The sequence below is a fragment of the Treponema bryantii NK4A124 genome (assembly GCF_000421345.1).
Classification (GTDB): Bacteria; Spirochaetota; Spirochaetia; order Treponematales; family Treponemataceae; genus Treponema_D; species Treponema_D bryantii_B.
In genome coordinates, this window is sequence record NZ_ATWV01000017.1 from 1 (window position 1) to 20,350 (window position 20,350).

The window sequence follows — 20,350 nt, forward strand, 5'->3', positions numbered from 1 at the left end:
GATTTCTCAGGAATTGAAAATTCTAAGGATGGAAGAAAAAGAACTTGTTTGTATTTTGCGCATCCTTATTGTGCAAGTGAGCGAGGAACTAATGAAAATCACAACAGGATATTCAGACGATTTTATCCAAAGGGAACGGATTTTTCTAAATTGAATCCAAAACTTTTTGCTGAAGTTCAGGAATGGATGAATAACTATCCGAGAAAAATCCTTAAAGGGTCAACTCCAGAATTGGAACTTCAAAAACATATAGGTATGAATTTTAAGATTCCAATATAAAAAAATATCACCAGTTTAAAGAAACTGGCGACATTATTATTTACAAGTTACATTTTTATTGCGTCATGATAAGAAATTTGCAGAAGGAAATACCTGGACGCTAAAATATCGTAACTGGCTTAACAAAATTCATTTTGAAGAAGATTATCTGAATGAAGCTCTAAATGAATACATGATTTCAGTAAATACTTATGAAGCAAGGATAAAAGCTATAGAAAATCGGTTGAAACAAATATCACTAGACCCTGCGGTTAAAGATAAGGTTGATAAACTTGTTTGTTTCTGTGGAATTGAAACAGTATCGGCCGTGACTATAGTCTCAAAAGTCGGTGACTTTAACAGATTTGAAAAAGCATATCATTTTTCAAACTATTTAGGATTAACATGTGGAGAGAAATCTAGTGGCCAGAAGGAAAAACATTTAGGAATAACAAAATCTGGAGACAGGGAACTACGGTGCTTATTGTCGGAATGTGCAAAAAGTATAAAGAAAACGAGCATCAAGGGGAAAAAGTCAAAACGATTATTAGATCGGCAGAAGGAAAAAGATCCAAAGGTTATTGCATATGCCGATAAATGTCGCTACAGATTACGTAGTAAGATAGCTTATTTAGAATTAAGGGGAAAATCAGCAAATGTAGCAACAACGGCAGCTGCACGCGAACTGGCATGTTTTATTTGGGGAATGATGACAGATCACATTGCCTGAATTAAATATAAAAACAGAGAGAGAGTTTAAAAGCTTTTTTTTGTAGCTGTTCTGCAAAAAGAACAAAAATACAGACGACAAGGATTAGTTATCTTTGATTGGCGCTGCTGGCGGTATTTATAATAATTACTATGCCCGAGCTAAGACGATAAGAACTTCGGAGAATCCATTGCCCTATATGGCATGATTTATTCATGATCCAAGAATATTAGAGTGGTAAATTGCCGAGAAATCTTTTTCTGTTTTTTGTTCTTGACAGAAGACACAACATATTAGCGCCAAAAAGCTCGAGAGGCAGTTTTGCATCGTCTTCACTCACGCCCATGAGATTTTATAAACCACCGTTTATTTTGTGATATTTATAAAAGTAAACGGGGAGTATACATCATTGCAAACTGTGACATTTGTTGCAAAACTTTACTATTTCTTGTATATTAGACGGACTTATATGACAGATTTTATTGAAAACACTGCAGATCAGACTGCAGAATCGACATTCACAGAAGACAAAATCGAAAACGAAACTCCAGACACTGTTACTTTTGAAGATTTAGGACTTGATGAATACACATTGAAAGCCGTTGAGAAAAAAGGCTTTGTTACTCCTTCACCTATTCAGGTGCTTGCTATTCCCCGCCTTCTTACCGGCGATACTAACCTGATTGCCCGCGCCCGAACCGGTACAGGTAAAACTGCAGCTTTTGGACTGCCAATCATTCAGAATGTACGCGGTAAATCGGACCACGTAGAAGCCTTGATTCTTGAACCAACCCGCGAGCTTGCAGTTCAGACCTGCACAGAGATGCAGTCTTTTGCAACTGATGCCTACCCTCGTACAACTGTACTTTACGGTGGCGCTTCTTATGCTAATCAGATTAAAGATCTTAAGCGCGGCTGCGAAGTTGTAGTTGGAACTCCTGGCCGTATTAAAGACCACATCGAACGCAAGACTCTTGACCTGAGCAAAATCAAATACTTCATTCTTGATGAAGGTGATGAAATGCTGGACATGGGATTTATTGACGATATCGAAGAGATTTTCCGTCACGCAAATCCTGACTGTCGCATTCTCCTTTTCAGCGCTACTATGCCAGCCCCAATCTTAAAGATTGCCGGCGACTTTATGGGCGAATATGATATTATTGAAGAGGAAAACGTAATTGACGAAGCCCTCCTTATCGACCAGAAATACTGGGTTGTAAAGGAAAGTGAAAAGATTGAAGCTCTTGTCCGCCTCATCGACATTTCTCCGGACTTCTACGGTCTTGTTTTTACAATGACTAAGTCTGATGCAGACCGCGTTACCCGTGAACTGGACCTCCGAGGTTACGAAGCCGCTGCCCTTCACGGAGACATCATGCAGAATCAGCGTGAAAAAGTTCTCGAACGCTTCCGCATGAAAAAGACCCGTATTCTCGTTGCAACAGACGTTGCTGCCCGTGGTATCGATATCAAGGGTGTAAGCCATGTTGTAAACTACTCTCTTCCTTTTGATACTGCAACTTATGTTCACCGTATTGGTCGTACAGGCCGCGCCGGAACAGAAGGAATTGCCGTAACATTTGTAAGACCAGAAGAACGCCGCAAGCTTGGCTTCCTTTCCAAGAATATCAAAAAGGCAACCAAGAGTGATTTTATAGAAGGAAAGATTCCTGAAGTAAAAGAAGTTCTCGCTGTTAAGAACGAACGCGTAATTGCAGAACTCAAAGAAAAGTTGTTTATCACAAGCGAAAGCCCTGTGGTTTCGATACAGCCTACGGCTTACTCAACCACCGACGAAGAGACCTCAGAAAGCCCGGTGGTTGAGTGTTCGCAGAGCGAACGTATCGAAACCACCGCAGAACTCGAAGAATCTTCAGCACAGGTGGTTTCGATACAGCCTTCGGCTTACTCAACCACCGGTAAAGGGCCCTCAACCACCGTACGTACCGAACTCCTTACCCAGACCTTCACCGACCTGGCCGCAGCCCTCTGCGAAAATCAGGAGCCTCAGCAGGTTTTAGCCGGAGTTCTTTCTATTGTATATGGCGACCAGCTCTCTGCAAAACACTACGGAAAAATCAATACTAAATCAGCTGCCCCACGCGGCGACCAGAAACGTATTTTTATTTCACTCGGAAAACGCGACGGCTACCATGCACGCGAAATTGCAGATTACTTCAGCGAGCTGCTTCATATTCCTGGCCGCCTTGTAGACGACATTGATGTTGCCCAGCAGTTCTCTCTTGTAAGCCTGCCGGTAGCCTCTGCCCGCAAGGCCATTGAGCTTTCTAAGTCTAATCGAAAAATTCCTCACATGCATTATGATGATAAGGAAGAAGACCGTGGCTCACGCCGTACCCGCAAGGCTGCTTTTGCAGAACGAGATGGCCGAAAGGAAGGTGCTGGCCTCAGCGACCGCCCTGCCCGTGGCAAACGCGACTCTGGCAAATCAGAAAAAGCCCTACGCGGCCGCCTGAACGCAAAGAGCAGCAAGCCTAACGTTCACGCCCAGACCGAACGTTCATCATCACGCAAAACCGGTGGCGCCGCAGCTTATAAAAAGGCAAACAAAAAGGCAGAACGCTTCTAATTCCATATAAAACCAAGCTCTTTTTTTTCTATCTTTTTTCTATATTGTAGTTTATAATATAGAATTAAGATGAAGAAGAAGTTTATTATTCCCTTTATAACTCTTATTCTCACAAGCATTTTTTTCTCATCTTGTGGCAAACCAAAGTTTTATCGTTACGACGTTTCAAATTATATAAGTTATATAGAAACTACTCCAGATAAAGGGCCCGGCTACGTTTTACCCCGTATTGGAGAATTCAAACATCTTGATAAAAAAAATATGAGGTCCCTTGTAAAACTGATTTCTAAAGAGGGAAACAACCTCTGGTTAAAGATTCAGTTTATACTTCCGGAAGAATTCAAAGATAAAGATATTGGTCTTTTTATAGGCTACATCCGTGGTGCAGACTTACTCTTTTTGAACAATATTTCCATCCGTCAGTATGGAGATTTTCCTCCAATGGAAAACAGTGCAGGCTTTACCGGCCAGTATTTTATGTTTTCAAAATCCGATTTAAATCAAAACGGCTTAAATACTGTACTTATAAAAGTCTGGCCAGATGCCTTTGGCAGTATTTCTAATAAAATGTTCCTTGGAGAAAGGCCAGACGTGCATACTTACGGCGAGACAATTACCTTTTATAACTCAAAAATCACACTCTCCTTTGCCGGTGTAATGCTTCTTATATTCTTCATGTATTTATTCCTCTACATTGTCATGAAGAATTATGAAGGCAGAAATGTTTATCTTTTCTTTGCCCTTTTGAATTTTTATACCATACACTTCCTTTTGCCTTTCTTTGCATCTGAAGTGGCCTGGGCAAAACCAAGATGGTTATCTTATACCATGCTGATACGCTTCTTCTTCTATGGAGGAGCCTTTACTACCATTTATTTTGCAAATTCATTTATCATTTCTTATTTGCGTAAAAAAGAAAAAAAATGGGAAATCATTACAAGATTAATCTTCCTTATAATTCCTCTGGCAATTGCTTTCTCATTAAAAACAACTAAAGCCCTTAACAGCTTTATGCCTTATATAGTTGTTTTTGGTTTGATGCAGTTCTGCTTCAGCATTCCAAAACTTATTATTTCTATCATTCATAAAGAAACAAGAAAGAACTCTCTTTATCTTATTGCCGGCTTTTCTCCGGTTCTTGCTGGTGTAGTATTAGACATAATACTTAAACTTGGAAATCTGAATAATAATCTGCCATTCTTCACAATCTACGGCTGGCAGGTAACTTTGTGGATTTTCTTAGGATCCCTTCTTTTGCGTTTTGGTGCTATGTATATGCATAACACTGAATTAAACAGCAAGCTTTCTGAGTTTTCTAATCACCTTGAAGATGTAGTTGCTCTCAGAACAAAAGAACTTTCAGAAGCAAATTATGTACTTTCTAAAGGTCTTGAAACTGTAGCACATGTTCAAAAGAACTTCTTACCTGTAAAAAACAAATCCTTCCGTGGCTGGGAACTTGCAATTTCCTATAACGCTCTGGACAATAATGTTTCGGGTGATTTGTATGACTACTACTTTACCGAAGGCATTCTTGATGGAATTGGTATTTTTGATGTTTCTGGTCATGGCATTCCAGCCGGTCTTATGACTATTCTTGCAAAAAGCATTATCAGCCAGCATTTTATAAACGGAATGAATCAGGATGAATCGATTTCAAATGTTCTTAAAGACATCAACAAATCATATATCAAAGAAAAGGTAAATGTTGAAAACTATATTACCGGTCTTCTTTTCCGCTTTAGTGAATTCAACAAAAAGGATGTCTGCAGTGTAGAATTTGCAAATGCAGGTCACCCATATCCTCTTCTTTACAGTGCCGCAGAGGATACTGTAATTGAACTCAAACAGGATACTGAAAAGCAATATGGTATTCTTGGTGTTGAAGGTCTAGACGTTTCATTCCCTCCTGTGAACTTCCGTGCTGCCCAGGATGATATAATCATCTGCTACACAGACGGACTTACTGATTGTATGAACCACAAGGGTGAAGAGTTTGGAAAGGAACGTATCATAAAAACAGCACAGTTATATCATAAAGAAAGTGCCATTATGATTATGAACCGCATTATGGATAAGTTTGCTGATTTTGTAGGTTCGGAAAAAATTACTGATGATATAACACTTATTGTTCTTAAGCGAGTAAATTCTAAAGACTATATCGAAGAGATATAGAACATGGTGGTTTCGATACGCCCTTCGGGCTACTCAACCACCGGAGCAATCTATTCTTCTGTTTCTGTGCTTTCTGTTTCAGCGGGTTCTTCTACCGGTTCACTTTCTTCTGCTGCCGGTGCAGGAGTTTCTTCAACTACAGGAGCTGGTGCCGGTTTAGATTCCTTATAAACAAGGCGAACCTTTTCAAATTCAGTCTTATGACGAGACTTAAGCAGCAATGTTTCTGACGGACGCTTATAAACATAACCAGAAGAGTTATAGGTTTCGAAGCGAGGGTCTGTACGGAATGCCATATCATAAATATAAATTGAATTAAACGGAGGAATACCCTTAAGAATAATATAATGAGTATCACCCTCAGGGAAATCAATTGTAAAGCTGTATTCTTCTTTTGTTTTATTAAGTCTGATTGATTTAGCACAAGTCCAGGCCCAGATTGTTTTGCCGTCAGACTCATCAACCTTTTCAAAATGAGGATAGAAGATATTATCATAAGCAAGAACAGCATAGAGATTACTGAGAGTGCGTAAATCAAATGAAGAACTTTCAGAAAGATATGAATTAATGATTGCATATCCGGCTTTTTCAAGTGTTTCATTAGCACTTGCTTTACCATAACGAAGAAGGGCAATACCAGTTTCAACAGCCTGATTTACAGAAAGGAAGGTATCATTTTCTGAAATTGTAAGTATATTACCTTCGAACTTGCAGGCATCTGTGATTCTTTCAATTCCGGCTTCCAGAACTGGCTCAAGAATAGCTGCATAAGAAGAAGAAAGCTCTGCAAGGTCTGTATAAACCTGTATAATACCAGAAATCTGTGCAATTGTAAGAGTTTCCATATCTGCAGAAGCAACATTATTCAAAAGCTTAGTAACAGAATTCTGCTGTTGATTCAGATAAATAAAGTCGGCAATCTTATGAACGGTAAATAAATCAAAGCTTCCACGGTCTGCTGAATCTGCTATTCGGCGTTCATAATCTTTCATTGCCTTTTCAAGATTTACGTTCATATCTTCCAGTGTATTGAAATATGGAGCCGAAAGATAAGTTCTCTGGCGACTCTTCTTTAAGCTGTCAGGAACCATTTCTACTGCACGGTTATAGTTTCCTGATTCTGCCTGAGCTGCAACAAAGGAAACAGCAACCTGCTCTGTAATATTAGATTCAACATTATTTGATTCAAAGGCACTGATAAGATTTCTCTTAAGCTGAGCAATTGTCTTTGAGAATTCAGCCGCATTTGCTATAGGTTCGTTTACGATATCCTCAAAGGTAAACTTCTGATCTGCATTGTAAACAGAATATGTAGCAACATAATTTCGAGGTGTAAAATCAAAATATCCGGCACGAACAGAATGTCCTGAAAGTTCCCAGGCATTACGTTTTCCGCCAAATACTATGCTGTCTTTTTCCACCTTTTGAACAGTCATATTAGAGGAATAACTGTAAGGCATTGAAAAGTCTGAAACTCCATCAGGTAAATCAGTAAGAATAGCAAGAGAAGCTGACAAATCTGCAGAAGCAAGTTCAAACGTAACCTTTACATCCTCTGAGAAGTTTAATGTAATAGATAATTCTTCATTTTGTACTACATCCTGCAGTACTACAGTAGATTCTCTGTTGTCTTTTTTTATAGAGGCAGGATTCTGCTCATCAAAGAAGAAATTAATGCCATTATAGGAGATTCTAGCCTTATTTTTATAACTTATTATGCCGTTCTGCTCATTTTGAGTTTCGAGGGTTATCTGAAGGTTTCCGATTTTTTTTATAATTGTGGAATCTGTTCTAAATTGCAGGACAAAAATGCCGATGATAATAACGATATCGACAATAAGCAGTCCTAATGCTTTTTTTAATATCCGAAAATTCATTGTAAATACAGTTTAGCCAATGATTCGGTTAATTTCAACTATATAAAGGAAAGAAAAATGATTAAGACAATTAAGTCAAAGCTTCTTCTGATTCTTACCGCAGCTGCACTTTTTACCACTACACTTTTTATCTCAGGCTGTGCTACAAGGCCTTCTGCAGAAACTCAGTCTCAGCCAGAGGCAGTAAAAACTGAAGCTAAAAAAGAGACAAAAAAGAAGGAGCCGGAAGATCCTCCAAACGTAAAATTCGTTAAGCAGCTTCAGGCTATGCTCGAAAAAGGCGATACAAAGGGGGCAATTGCTCACTTTGATTCAATTCCTTCTTCCCTTAAAGACGATCTGGAGCTTAAAAATCTTCTTGGAGCCCTTTATTATTCTGATGCCCAGTATGACAATGCAATTGCTACAGCAAACGAAGTTCTTGCTATAGATTCAGATAATATGGAAGCCCTTGAGCTTATTTCTATGTGCAATAAAGCTAAAGGCGATAAAGCAGCTTACAAGGCCACAACAGACCGCATTCTTGCAACAGACCCTTATAATGCTTCTGTAAACATTCAGCGTGCAGAAGAATATGCCGTAAACAAAAAATATAAGCTGGCACGTGATTCTTATAAGAAAGCTCTTCGCGGTGACCCGGAAAATACAGATGCCCTCTTTGGCTATGCACAGATGTCTTATTATACAGATGATGTAAAAACTGCCGGCGAAACCTTCCAGCAGATTCTTGATAAAGACCCTGAAAATGCCCCTGCCCTGGCCTATATGGGTAAGCTTGCCTACGAAGACGACAACTATCTGCGTGCTACAAAATATGTTCAGCAGGCTATTAAACAGGATCCTTACAACTACGACTACTGGATGGATTACGGAACCTATCTGCGCTATCAGGGAAAATTTGATGATGCAGCAAATGCCTGGAAAAAAGCAACTGAACTAGACCCAAGCTACTTCCTGGCCTATGCATATCTGGCAGGAAATTATGATGATTTAGGAAAATGGGACGAAGCTCTTGAAAACTACCATAAGGTAATTGAAACTAACCCTAAGTATTTTTATGCCTATGAATCTACAGCAATTCTTGAATATCGTGCTAAAAATTACGAGAACGCAATTAAATATTTCAGCAAGACTTATGAATACAGCCCAAGCTATGCTTATACACTTATGATTGCAGCATGTTACTTTAAGCTTAACAAGCCTCTTCAGGCAAAGGATGTACTTACAAAACAGCTCAAAAAGCTTGATGCAGCATCAAACGAATATGCACTGGTACGCTTCTTTAATGATCCTTACAACAGAAATGCAGAATCAAATCTCGTACAGAAAATCACAAAAGAAACTAATAGCAATAACCGCGGTAAAATGTTATTCTACATGGGACTTTATTATGAATTGAACAAAGCAGAAGACCTCGCAAGAGAGTATTATGCTAAAGTTACAAGTATGAAGGCTCCTATGTTCTTTGAATACAGGATTGCCGAATGGGGATTGCAATGAGCCAGACTCAGATTAAGCTGGAACTGGGCGGACGTAAAATTACGCTCGTAGGTACAGCTCATGTTTCAAAAGAAAGTGTTGAAGAAGTAAAAGAAACAATCAAAAATATACAGCCGGACTGTGTAGCCGTAGAGCTAGACGAAAAGCGTGCCGATTCAATCAAAAATCCGTCACGCTACAGTCAGCTGGACCTTATAAAAGTATTAAAAAGAAAAGAAGGCTTTATGCTGCTGGCAAACCTTATTCTTTCTTCTTATCAGAGAAGAATGGGGCTTAATGCAGGTGTAAAGCCTGGCGATGAAATGATTGCGGCAATGAATGCCGCAGAAGAAGCAAATATCCGCTGTACCCTGGTAGACCGTCCTATTCAGATTACCTTAAAACGTGCCTGGGGCAAAAACTCTTTCTGGGGAAAATGCAAGCTTTTTGCCATGCTGCTTTCCAGTGCCTTCAGCAAAGAAGAAATTGAACCTGAAGAAATAGAAAAACTCAAAGAACGTAATGAAATGGATTCCATGATGGATGAGCTTTCTGAATCTATGCCTGTCATTAAAAAGGTTTTGATTGATGAGCGCGACCAGTACCTTGCTTCTAAAATCTGGGAATCTGAAGGAAACAATATTGTTGCAGTTTTAGGTGCAGGCCACCTGCCGGGAGTTCAGGCTCATCTTGAAAAATTAGGAGCCGGCTCTGAATCATCCGATGTAGAAGAAATCAGCCAGCTTCCAAAGCCTGGTATTGCGGGTAAGATTTTAGCCTTCCTGATTCCGGCTTGTATTATCGGTCTTATTGTGGCAGGCTTTATTTATGGTGGAGTCCACGCAGGAGCACAAATACTTTCTACCTGGTTCCTTTGGAATGCAATTCCTGCAGCTCTTCTTACTGCAATTGCTTTTGGTCACCCGCTTGCAATTCTTGTGGGCTTCGTAGCAGCTCCTTTTACATCTCTTTGTCCTTTTATAGGTGTAGGTTTCTGTACCGCAATTGTTCAGGCTCTTGTCTGTAAGCCAAAAATAAGCGATATGGAAACTCTGCAGGATGATGTAAACCTCAAGGGCTTTTACAAAAACAGAATTCTCCGCACCCTGCTGGTATTTATACTTTCATCAATCGGAAGTACACTGGGCACCTTTATCGGCGGTGCAGATATTATTGGAATCTTAAGTAACATAAGATAATTCTTATATTCACAAAAAGTGGTTTCTTTTTTTATTGTTTTCGGTTTATCTTATAAACGAGGAACAAATGAAAAGAAACCACTTATTTTTTTTAACAGCAGCACTAGTCTTCTCAAATCTTGCTTTTGCAGAAAATACCGATGCTGTCTTGAAGGCTTCAATTCCTGATACCACTACCCTGCTTCTGTCTTATGTTGAAAATGATTCAGAACTAAAGAATCTTACCCTTGCCGCAAAAAAAGCTGCTCTTTCTTATCAGAGTGCAAAAATAGACACAGGCTTTGATGTTACCCTTTCCAGCGGAACTGTAACACTGCAGGTAAGTGACGACGGAGCAGACCTTACAGCAAAACCTTCGGTAAAGGCAAGCCTTCCCCAGGCTTCGAATCTTTCTGTTTCGGCACAGACAATTTATTCTTCAGAATCAGATGGCACAAAGCTCAGCGACACTTCTCTTTCTCTGGGAGTAGATATAATCTCTTCTGCACTAATCTCTAACAAACTTACAAAGCTTAAGGCAGAACGCAACCTTACCGAAGCTCAGAGGAAAATTGAGAAACGTGCTATTGCAGCTGAAAAAGAATTTTACACTGCCCTTAAAGGCCTTCTTACCTCAATCAATTCCATCATGACAAAACGCCAGACTCTTTATGAAGATTCCATTTCTTTTGAGGCTATAAAGATTCAGGGCTATTCAAAAGCTTCTTCCACCTACAGACAGGCAGAACTCAAGGTTATTTCAGACCAGCATGATGTAGATTCTGCCATTCACAGCTTTAAATATGACTGCGTTGTCTTCTATAAAAAATGCGGCTATGACCTTGAGATTGATGACAAGGCAGACCTAATGACTTTTGTTCCGGCCGGAATTGAAGAGGTTGATGCTGTTGATATTAAAGACTTTGACAAGGAACTTTACACTGATATTGAAAGCGCAAACTGGACCTACTACATCAATTCAATGGAGCGTTCTTCTAAAAAGAACTACAGTCTTTCTGCCAGTGCAGGCTACACCTTTGATAATTCTTCTACAAAATCAGATTCTATTGATGCAGGGCTAAGCGGAAGCATCGGGGGACTTACCCTTGGAGCCGGAATCAGTATGCCGGTGGGAAATACAAGTGAAAGTAATTCTAAAACCTCACCGGCCTATACCCTAAGCGCCACGCTCAACCCCAACACCTTCCGTAAAAACTCCATTACAAAGCAGCAGAATGAACTGACAGAAGAACAGGAGCTGCTGGCAATTCAGACAGCAGAAGCAGCTTATGAAACTAAGGTTGTCGAGCTTGAACAGAAACTGGATACCCTGCTTTGGGAAAAGAAAAGTGCTGAGGAAAATCTTTCTATGTACGAAGGACTGGAAAAGGATATGGCTCAGTTATACAAGCAGGGCTATACCAGCGAAACAGAATATCTTTCTGCTAAGAATAATCTCAACAGCAGCATAATAAAGAAAATTTCAAATCTTATTGATTTGATTATATATAACGACGATGTAATTTCTAATTTTGTTAGTGACAATTAACGTCATCCCGAACTTGATTCGGGATCTATAATAAAGATGCTGAAACAAGTTCAGCATGACATTATATATAAGGAAGGAACTATGAAACGAAAAATAAAAATTATTATTATCTGCATTGCAGTTCTGCTTGTTATTGGAGCCGGACTTTTTGTATTAAAAACTCTCTTGAGTAAGAAGGGAAGCGAAAAGGTTTACTATACTGCAAACCTGGAGACTTATGAAAATATTATAGAAATCTCCGGAACTGTTGCCGCTGCCCAGGAGCAGACTCTGCAGGCCCGCAGCGCAGGTACCGTTACAGCTGTTTACGTAAAGGCCAGCGACAAGGTAAAGAAAGGCGATGTAATTATTCAGCTGGATGATTCGGAGCAGCTTTATAACCTGGAAAAACAGGAATACAACATGGCAACAAAGAAGCTGACCGCCTCGGCGCGTGAATTGAAGCTGCTGGAAACTGAGCGGAACTCGCTTTTGCAGAAGGTGGAAGACCGCAAGGTTATTGCTACCTTTGACGGAATTATTGCGGATTTAGATGTTGCTGTTGGAGATTCCCTGGAAGCTAAAGACACCGTAGGAACTCTTGTAAATATTGATTATCTTACAGCAGAAGTTGAAGTAACTGAAACAGATGTTTCCAAGCTCAAGGTTGGTCAGACTGTAAACTTCACCTTCCCTGCCTACGGCAATAAAAGTGTAACAGGCTACGTAACCGGCTGGCCTGCAATTGGAGAAATTACTTCGCGTGGTGCAACTGTTGTAAAGGCAAAGCTTCGTATTGATGAATACCCGGAAGAAATTCTTCCAAACTTTTCATTCACAGGAAAAATTGAAATCAGTCCAACCGAGCAGTATGTTGTAGTTTCCCGCTATGCAATAGGTTATGAAAACAAAGAGCCTTATGTTGTACTTGCCAAGGGAAATGAGAAAATTTCTGTAAAGGTTCAGCCTTATGGTAATGAATATGTAAAGGTTCTTGAAGGACTTGAAGGCGGCGAGGTTCTGATTCAACAGACAACTCCTAAACGCTCTGGCATGAACAGAAACAGGAATGGTAGTGGCAGCGGCTCACAAAGAAATGGAAGCGGTGGCAACGGAAGTTCTGGGGCTGGTGGCTTCCCAGGTGGCGGCTTCCCTGGCGGACCTGGTCCAATGTAGGAGGCTGATATGGAAAATGTTGTCAGTCTGACAAACGTTGTAAAGACCTATGTCATGGGCGAAAACGAGGTTCATGCCTTACGTGGAATCAGTTTTGATATTAAGCAGGGTGAGTTCGTTTCTATCATGGGACCTTCGGGTTCTGGAAAATCAACCTGTATGAATATGATAGGTTGTCTGGACCGCCCTACTTCGGGCATTGTAAAAATTAATGAAAGGGAAACTGCCGCTATGTCGGAAAAGGAGCTTGCTCTCCTCCGAAATCAGACGGTTGGGTTTGTCTTCCAGCAGTATCATCTGATTCCGGCTATGAACATTATGGAAAATGTAATGCTGCCTTTGAAATACCAGAAGGTAGAGCGAGCCGTAAGAATGGAAAAAGCAAAGGCTGCGCTGGAAGCGGTAGGCCTTGGAGAACGAATCCATCATAAACCCCACGAGCTTTCGGGTGGTCAGAAACAGCGTGTCGCAATTGCCCGCGCCATGGTTACCCAGCCCAAGATTCTTTTAGCGGATGAACCAACTGGTGCTCTGGATACAGAAACCGGTAAGCAGGTAATGGAAATGTTCCGCGCGATAAACCGCGACCAGGGCACCACAATTATCATTGTAACCCACGACCCGCGGATTGGAGAGTCAACTGAACGCTGCATCCGTATACTTGACGGGCAGCTTGTAGCGCCGGTGGTTGAGTAGTCCGAAGGACGTATCGAAACCACGTTGTAAGGAGACTTTATGTTAGAAGATTTCATTAATGCTTTCAAAAACTTTAAGAGCAATAAAACCCGCACCTTTCTTTCCCTGCTGGGTGTAATCATAGGCGTTGCATCTGTAATCGTAATTACCAGTATGGGAAGCAGCTCAACTAAGCAGATTGAAAATACCTTTGGCAGTGCGGGTCTTGATGTGGTAAATGTTAGTGCCGGTTTTATGAGCCGTCGCGGTGCATCTTCATCTGTCGTTTTTGATGAAGCGGCCCGTACTGAATTATTTGACAACATTGCCGACATCAAAAAAATCTGGTACAAAAACAACCTCAATGTTACCATGACCTACGGCGAAACCTCATCGTCTGTAAACTGTTCTGCCATAGAAAGCGGCTACCTGGAGATGTACAATCTTGAACTTGAAAAAGGAAGCTTCTTTACTGTCACCGACAATGAGGAAGGCACTCAGAAAATCATTTTGAACCATGATACTGCTGAAAATTATTTTCCGGACGGAGATGCTGTAGGCAAACAGGTAATTCTCGTTGCAAGCAAAACCACCTTTACCTTTGAAGTAATAGGAGTCTTAAAAGAACAGACAACCGGAATGGAAAATGGATCTGCCTTTATTCCCCGCGGCTTTTATGCAAAGAAAATCAAACCGAATCCGGCCGCTGCAAATGTAATGGTTCAGGCAACCTCACAAGACAAGGCCGTATCTCTTGCAACAGAAATCAAAAGCTATTACACAGAAAAAACTGGCTCTGAATATTATGTAAACGTGACCAGCATGCAGTCTATGCTGGAGCAGATGAGCGAGATTACCAGTACCATGAGTATTATGCTTAGTGCCATTGCTGCAATTTCTCTTTTAGTTGGCGGCATTGGCATTATGAACATAATGATTGTTACGGTAACTGAACGCAGGCAGGAAATAGGAATAAGAAAAGCACTTGGAGCAAGCCCGGCCGATATCCGTCAGCAGTTTTTGATTGAATCTGCAAGCATTACCCTTCTTGGGGGAATAATGGGAATTATCGTCGGTATTGCGGTGAGTCTTGCTGTAGAGTATGTGCAGTCTAATGCGCTTATAATCAGCTGGAATGCCTGTTTAATTTCTTTTGTATTCTCTGTTTTTGTGGGTATCTTTTTTGGATTGAATCCGGCAAGCAGGGCTGCAAAGCTGGATCCTGTAATTGCGCTGAGCGGGGAATAAAAAAAGACCCCCGGGTCAAGCCCGAGGGTGACAGATGTGTCATTGTCGGGCTTGACCCGACAATCTAGAATTAGTATCCATCTGACATTTCACGGTTGGCATCTTTCTTACAGAGCTCGTCGTAAACCAGAGAACGCTTTCTCAAATCTTCCTTGAGTTCCTTAGGATAAGGCATGTTTCGCCAGAAGATTCCGCGAACATCCTTATCAAGACGCTGAACACCTGTAGATTCCTTTGTCATCCAGAGGATGTAATCTTCAATAAAGAATTCCTTTACATCTCCCTTAAGCTTCATCTGGTCAAAATGCTGATAGTACTGACCGGTAAGACCTTCCTCCATCCAATAGTAAGAAGCCTTTTCCTTTGCTACCTGCCAGCGTAAATCAGCAACGGCAGTAAGAACAGCAATCTTAAGATCTTTTGGATACATTGGAACAACAATACGTCCACGGCTTGTTACACGGTTATAACGGTCAAATGGTTCCCAGCAGAAACCACGGTCACCGTAAGTTGGTACTAACAAAACATAAGGTACGATTCGATTTGGAATATTCTTGTGAATACGATGGAATACGCCCGGATCCAGACTTTCAATCCAGCGCAGAACATCAATTACATTTTCGCGGGTTCCGGTTCCACGTTCTGTACAGTGGTAAAACTCACGTGTAAAAATAGGGAACTGATTACCACGGCGACCTACAGTCATCTTTGCCATCTGGCGAACAGTTTCAAATTCAATTTTTACTGCTTCTGTATCGTTTGTAGCAACAGAAGCTCCTCCACCCTGATTAATCTTATCCTGAACATTATCGTAAGTTGCCTTAGCTTCCTTAAACTCTTCCAGAACCTTAGACAATTCCTTGTCATTTTTTGAAAGGCGGTGAAGGATATCTGTAATAGCAGGAAGAAGTTTTCTCTGCTGCTCTGTATAGCCGGCTGTATGATTATCAAGTCCAAGAATTGGATTGTGTTTACATAAATCTTCTATATTTCGCTGAAGCTCACCTTCGAGCATACGGCGTTCATTTTCCTTAATTCCAAGAACATTTTCTGCACTCTGAAGCTTTCCAGAGTTCTTTGACTGCAGCTGCATAAGGCGGGACTGTTCTGCAGAAGCTGCCTGATCCGGAGTCATATTGGCAGTCTTTACCTGCTTCTTTTCATCAGTTGCAGAATTTCCCATTCGACCGGAAGCAATTTCCTTGAACCATTCATCAACATACATGATTGGCTCACCTTCACGATTTTCAAAAAAGATTTTCGAGAAGAAGTCTTTTGATTCCTGTCTGAAAAGAGATGGAAGAAGAACCCCAAAACGCACCAGCATCTTCTTAGGCATTGGAGTGTCAGGATAAGCCATTTTTCCAACCATTCCACGTAGAAGTTCCCAGTATGCTGTAATTATCTGCTGGCGGTAAACAGCACGGTCTTTAGGATCCTGGCAGGTAAGATATTTTGAAAGAACCTGATGAACACGCTGAGCCGACTGATTTTCGCCGGTCAGTGCAATTTTATAATACTTAGTATCATTATAAACATCAGAAGGAGTATCGCTGACAAATTTTTCAATTGGAGCAAATTCTTTTTTACTTAAATCAACTTCATGAATTGATCTATTTGAAACGGAAGATGAAGAAAAAGAAGGTGCAGAAGTATTGCCAGAAGAAGAATCTGGAGAAAAAGCAACTGCTGATTCAGCCGAAGCCTGGTTAGCAGAATCGTTATCTCCTGACTGATCTAAAAGCGCAGCAATTTCCGGATCCAATCCATCACTCATAAAACATCTCCTGTGCACAGCCATCAGGCTATATCTATAATATTTTATTATAAGGCATAAAATACAAAATCGCAATAAAATCTAAGTATCATCGCAATAAAATCCCGATATCATATTGCACAAAAAGTCAAAATACTATAGTATAACACCATCTTCTGGGGAATTAGCTCAGCTGGCTAGAGCATCGGCTTTGCAAGCCGAGGGTCAGGGGTTCGAACCCCCTATTCTCCATCCCAGAAAACACCTTCAACTTTTCGAAGGTGTTTTTTTTTGCCCATCCCGTCTGCAGGCCCCCGCGTGCACGCCCAGTCTGCATACCCCCTCGTTGTAAAAACTCCCCAAATTCATTATATTATTGAAAGAAATATAGTATTTTATAGGAGAAAATATATATGGCAGACACAATGCATGCATTGGAAAAGAACCCTAAATGGAAGGGTCGTCGTGGTCCTGTTGTTCTGGTTATTATGGACGGCGTTGGATATGGTAAGTATGAAGAGGGAGATGCAGTTAAGGCTTCTAAGATGAAGTACCTGGACTGGTTTACTGCTAACTGCCCTCACACTAAGCTCAAGGCTCACGGAACTGCTGTTGGTCTTCCTACTGATGATGATATGGGTAACTCTGAGGTTGGTCACAACGCTATGGGTTGTGGCCGAGTTTTTGCTCAGGGGGCTAAGCTTGTTGGTGAATCTATTGCTTCTGGCAGCATGTTCGAAGGCGCTGTATGGAAGAAGCTTGTAAAGAATGTTCAGGACAAGGGAACTACTTTCCATCTTATTGGTCTTGTTTCTGATGGTAACGTTCACTCTCACATTGACCACCTTAAGGCTATGATTACTCAGGCTCACAAGGAAGGTGTTAAGACTCTCCGCGTTCACGCTCTTCTTGACGGTCGCGATGTTCCACCTACTTCCGCCCTTGAATATTTTGAACCACTTGAAAAATTCCTTGCTGACTTCAGCGATGTTGACTATCAGATTGCTTCTGGTGGTGGACGTATGTACATCACTATGGACCGCTATGGGGCTGACTGGTCTATGGTAGAGCGCGGATGGCACGCTCATGTTCTTGCTGATGGTCGTCAGTTTGCAAGCGCTACAGAAGCTATCAATACTTACCGCAGTGAAAATGCCGGCCTCCTGGATCAGGATATGCACGAGTTCGTAATTGCTAAAGACGGAAAGCCTGTTGGACCTATTGTTGACGGCGACAGCGTAATCTTCTTTAACTTCCGCGGTGACCGCTCTCTTGAAATTACTGCTGCTTTCGAAGAAGACAACTTTACTCACTTTGACCGCGTACGCCGCCCTGCTGTTGAATATGCAGGAATGATGGAATACGACGGAGATAACCACAAGCCGGCTCAGTTCCTCGTAAACCCACCAAGCATTGACCGCACAATGGGTGAATATCTTACAAAGACTGGCGTTCATCTTATGGCAATTTCTGAAACTCAGAAATATGGTCACGTTACTTACTTCTTCAACGGTAACCGCCCTGGTGAATTCGACAAGAATCTTGAAACATATATTGAAGTTCCATCTGATGTTGTTCCTTTTGAACAGCGCCCTTGGATGAAGTGTGCAGAAATTACTGACAAGGTAATCGAAGCTATTGAAAGCGGAAAATATGACCACATCCGTCTTAACTACCCTAACGGAGATATGGTTGGACACACTGGTGTATTCAACGCTGTTGTATGTTCTATGGAAGGTATGGACCTTCAGCTTGGCCGCCTTAAGGCAGCTATTGAAAAGGCAGGCGGTATTCTCTGTCTTACAGCTGACCACGGAAACTCAGACGATATGTACGAGCATAAGAAGGACGGCTCTGTTGCTATGGGCGCTGACGGCGAACCAAAGCCAAAGACAAGTCACAGCTTGAACCCTGTTCCAGGTATCATCTACGACCCAGAGTACAAGGGCGAGTATGAACTCGAGCTCAACAGCGGACTTGGTATTTCGTCTTGGCCTGCAACTTTGATGATGTTGATGGGATTTGTGCCACCTAGTGATTATGATGCAAGTATGATTAATTTGAAGTAAAAATAATACGGTGGTTGAGTAACCCGAAGGGTGTATCGAAACCACCGTTTACAAAAAAAAGCGGTAGTGGTTTCGATACGATGCTTCGCATCACTCAACCACCGCCGCTTTTTTTATTTAACGTAAAATTTATTTCATAAGTTCGCGATACTTCTGTGCCAGTCTCTTAGACTTAACTGCAGCCAAGCCGCAGTAGTTAGAAGGATGCTCAAAGAAGTTTGCAGGATTTTCTACGCCGAGTTTTTCCAGCTGGGCTGTGATATCTGCGTATTCTTTTTCGTGAGTCTTGAGAACCTCGAAGAAGGTCTTTCCACTCTGCTCTGCTTCGAGGGTAATCTTACGGATAATTTCGTGACCGTCGTTGTAGCCTGCTTCGCCAAGAAGGATGTAAGCTGGTTCAGCCAAAACACCACCGCGAACTTTTCCGCCGGCATTTTCGAGATTTCTTGCCATGCCTTCCTTATCAGCCTGGAGCCCCTTAACAACGCTGTTCATGCGGGCAACTGCCATTGTAAAGCCAGAAACATAATCAGCAATAAAGCGCTGGCTTGCAGAGTTTGTAAGGTCACGCTGGTGTTCAGAAATCTGATCCATATAGAAAGTGATTACGCGTGGACACATTGCCTTCCACAATGATTTTACGTGCTCGCTGTTCCATGGATTACGTTTCTGTGGCATTGTTGAAGAGCCAACCTGAGTTGCAGCAAAGTATTCGAATACTTCACCAATTTCAGAGCGCTGGAGGTTGCGGAGGTCATCTGCAAGGTTAGCAATAATTCCGAAAGCTACGTTCATCTCAAGCAAGAGACGGAGAACATATTCAGGTTCAACAAGCTGATTTGAATATTCAGATGGTGTAAGGCCGAGGAACTCTGTATATGTGCGCTCGAGTTCTTCAGGATCCTTTACAATCATGCTTGGGCCGTTGTAAGAACCAACAGGGCCGGCAAGCTTTCCTACCAGCTGGTTAGAGAGTTCTTCAATGCGCAAGATAGACTTTCCAAGGCGGCTTACAAACTCAGCAATGCTCCATCCGAAAGTAATAGGTACAGCATGCTGTCCGTGTGTACGGCCAACCTGTGGAGTAGCGCATTCACGCTCAGCGATATCACAAAGATAATTTTCAAGCTTTTTAAGTTCTGGAAGCACAACATTCTGAGTAACGTCGCGCATACGGCAGCTGAGGGCTGTATCAAGAATATCAACCGAAGTAGCACCAAGGTGAATAAGAGGTCCGATTTCTGAATCAACCTTAGTCTTCATTACATTTACAAGGGCACGGATATTGTGCTTTGTTTTTTCTTCTTCTGTGTAAACTTCCTGAGGGTCGATATTTGCGGCAACGTCATCGAGAGTTTTAGCAATCTCATCAGTCAACTTGCCGCGCAATTTAAGGTGGGCTTTTACAAGGGCTGCTTCACATTTTGCGCAGGAACGGATAGAAGCTTCTTCTGAAATATACTTAGAAAGGCCGGCAAATGCATCGGCTTCCGACAAAGAGTATCTGTGATCGATACAAGAAAGGTTTTCAAAAATGTTTCGTGTTTCCATAAGGTGAGATTATATAGAATTTGCGAGAAAAATAAAATAGGGAGCTTTCTGTCTGGCATGGTGGTTTCGATACGATGC

Annotated in this window: 13 protein-coding genes, 1 tRNA gene and 1 pseudogene; 12 read left to right on the forward strand and 3 right to left on the reverse strand. The window is 41.5% G+C overall.

What is annotated here, in order from left to right:
- From G626_RS18235 to G626_RS0113495, 4 genes and pseudogenes are all read left to right on the forward strand, one after another.
- Positions 1-279: pseudogene (locus G626_RS18235) on the forward strand (IS30 family transposase); the annotation flags it as partial.
- 58 nt (positions 280-337) lie between these two features.
- Positions 338-988, forward strand: coding sequence for an IS110 family transposase (locus G626_RS16800; RefSeq protein ID WP_051142244.1), 651 nt, complete (start codon positions 338-340; stop codon positions 986-988).
- A 448-nt stretch (positions 989-1,436) separates the two neighbouring features.
- Positions 1,437-3,560, forward strand: a complete 2,124-nt coding sequence (locus tag G626_RS16805) for a DEAD/DEAH box helicase (RefSeq protein ID WP_022933317.1) — start codon at positions 1,437-1,439, stop codon at positions 3,558-3,560.
- A gap of 69 nt (positions 3,561-3,629) precedes the next feature.
- Entirely contained in the window at positions 3,630-5,735 is a 2,106-nt protein-coding gene (locus tag G626_RS0113495; RefSeq protein ID WP_033421897.1) for a SpoIIE family protein phosphatase, read from the forward strand.
- 50 nt (positions 5,736-5,785) lie between these two features.
- Here the strand turns inward: G626_RS0113495 and G626_RS0113500 are convergent, their stop codons facing one another.
- Entirely contained in the window at positions 5,786-7,612 is a 1,827-nt protein-coding gene (locus G626_RS0113500) for a hypothetical protein (protein WP_022933320.1), read from the reverse strand.
- Positions 7,613-7,669: 57 nt separating this feature from the next.
- Here G626_RS0113500 and G626_RS0113505 point away from each other — a divergent pair, with 57 nt between their 5' ends.
- The 6 genes from G626_RS0113505 (at position 7,670) to G626_RS0113535 (ending at position 14,896) form a co-directional block, all read left to right on the forward strand.
- The gene (locus tag G626_RS0113505) at positions 7,670-9,112 is read left to right on the forward strand and encodes a tetratricopeptide repeat protein (protein WP_022933321.1); all 1,443 of its coding nucleotides are present in this window, start codon (positions 7,670-7,672) and stop codon (positions 9,110-9,112) included.
- A complete protein-coding gene (locus G626_RS0113510) occupies positions 9,109-10,290 on the forward strand; it encodes a TraB/GumN family protein (RefSeq protein ID WP_022933322.1) in 1,182 nt (393 codons plus the stop codon). Before G626_RS0113505 ends, G626_RS0113510 begins: the two co-directional genes overlap by 4 nt.
- Positions 10,291-10,357: 67 nt before the next feature.
- Entirely contained in the window at positions 10,358-11,818 is a 1,461-nt protein-coding gene (locus G626_RS17730) for an HlyD family secretion protein (protein ID WP_022933323.1), read from the forward strand.
- An 81-nt stretch (positions 11,819-11,899) separates the two neighbouring features.
- The gene (locus tag G626_RS0113525) at positions 11,900-12,973 is read left to right on the forward strand and encodes an efflux RND transporter periplasmic adaptor subunit (RefSeq protein WP_033421898.1); all 1,074 of its coding nucleotides are present in this window, start codon (positions 11,900-11,902) and stop codon (positions 12,971-12,973) included.
- A gap of 9 nt (positions 12,974-12,982) precedes the next feature.
- On the forward strand, positions 12,983-13,669 hold the full coding sequence (locus G626_RS0113530) for an ABC transporter ATP-binding protein (protein ID WP_022933325.1): 687 nt from the start codon (positions 12,983-12,985) through the stop codon (positions 13,667-13,669).
- Between the two features lie 39 nt (positions 13,670-13,708).
- Positions 13,709-14,896, forward strand: coding sequence for an ABC transporter permease (locus tag G626_RS0113535; protein WP_022933326.1), 1,188 nt, complete (start codon positions 13,709-13,711; stop codon positions 14,894-14,896).
- 70 nt (positions 14,897-14,966) lie between these two features.
- Here the strand turns inward: G626_RS0113535 and G626_RS0113540 are convergent, their stop codons facing one another.
- The gene (locus G626_RS0113540) at positions 14,967-16,673 is read right to left on the reverse strand and encodes a hypothetical protein (protein WP_022933327.1); all 1,707 of its coding nucleotides are present in this window, start codon (positions 16,671-16,673) and stop codon (positions 14,967-14,969) included.
- Positions 16,674-16,830: 157 nt separating this feature from the next.
- Here G626_RS0113540 and G626_RS0113545 point away from each other — a divergent pair.
- Both G626_RS0113545 and gpmI read left to right on the forward strand, forming a co-directional pair.
- Positions 16,831-16,904, forward strand: a tRNA-Ala gene (locus G626_RS0113545).
- Between the two features lie 161 nt (positions 16,905-17,065).
- Positions 17,066-18,721, forward strand: a complete 1,656-nt coding sequence (gene gpmI / locus G626_RS0113550; protein WP_022933328.1) for a 2,3-bisphosphoglycerate-independent phosphoglycerate mutase — start codon at positions 17,066-17,068, stop codon at positions 18,719-18,721.
- Between the two features lie 129 nt (positions 18,722-18,850).
- On the opposite strand, the gene G626_RS0113555 is transcribed toward gpmI, so the two are convergent.
- Positions 18,851-20,272 carry a lyase family protein gene (locus tag G626_RS0113555; protein ID WP_022933329.1) on the reverse strand — a complete coding sequence of 474 codons (1,422 nt, stop codon included), beginning with the start codon at positions 20,270-20,272 and terminating at the stop codon, positions 18,851-18,853.
- Between the last annotated feature and the right edge of the window lie 78 nt (positions 20,273-20,350).

Excerpts from the sequence above, each read along its gene's own strand:
- G626_RS16805 (WP_022933317.1), top strand. The coding sequence starts at position 1,437 with ATGACAGATTTTATTGAAAACACTGCAGATCAGACTGCAGAATCGACA.
- G626_RS0113495 (WP_033421897.1), top strand. The coding sequence starts at position 3,630 with ATGAAGAAGAAGTTTATTATTCCCTTTATAACTCTTATTCTCACAAGC.
- G626_RS0113500 (WP_022933320.1), bottom strand. The coding sequence starts at position 7,612 with ATGAATTTTCGGATATTAAAAAAAGCATTAGGACTGCTTATTGTCGAT.
- G626_RS0113505 (WP_022933321.1), top strand. The coding sequence starts at position 7,670 with ATGATTAAGACAATTAAGTCAAAGCTTCTTCTGATTCTTACCGCAGCT.
- G626_RS0113510 (WP_022933322.1), top strand. The coding sequence starts at position 9,109 with ATGAGCCAGACTCAGATTAAGCTGGAACTGGGCGGACGTAAAATTACG.
- G626_RS17730 (WP_022933323.1), top strand. The coding sequence starts at position 10,358 with ATGAAAAGAAACCACTTATTTTTTTTAACAGCAGCACTAGTCTTCTCA.
- G626_RS0113525 (WP_033421898.1), top strand. The coding sequence starts at position 11,900 with ATGAAACGAAAAATAAAAATTATTATTATCTGCATTGCAGTTCTGCTT.
- G626_RS0113530 (WP_022933325.1), top strand. The coding sequence starts at position 12,983 with ATGGAAAATGTTGTCAGTCTGACAAACGTTGTAAAGACCTATGTCATG.
- G626_RS0113535 (WP_022933326.1), top strand. The coding sequence starts at position 13,709 with ATGTTAGAAGATTTCATTAATGCTTTCAAAAACTTTAAGAGCAATAAA.
- G626_RS0113540 (WP_022933327.1), bottom strand. The coding sequence starts at position 16,673 with ATGAGTGATGGATTGGATCCGGAAATTGCTGCGCTTTTAGATCAGTCA.
- gpmI (WP_022933328.1), top strand. The coding sequence starts at position 17,066 with ATGGCAGACACAATGCATGCATTGGAAAAGAACCCTAAATGGAAGGGT.
- G626_RS0113555 (WP_022933329.1), bottom strand. The coding sequence starts at position 20,272 with ATGGAAACACGAAACATTTTTGAAAACCTTTCTTGTATCGATCACAGA.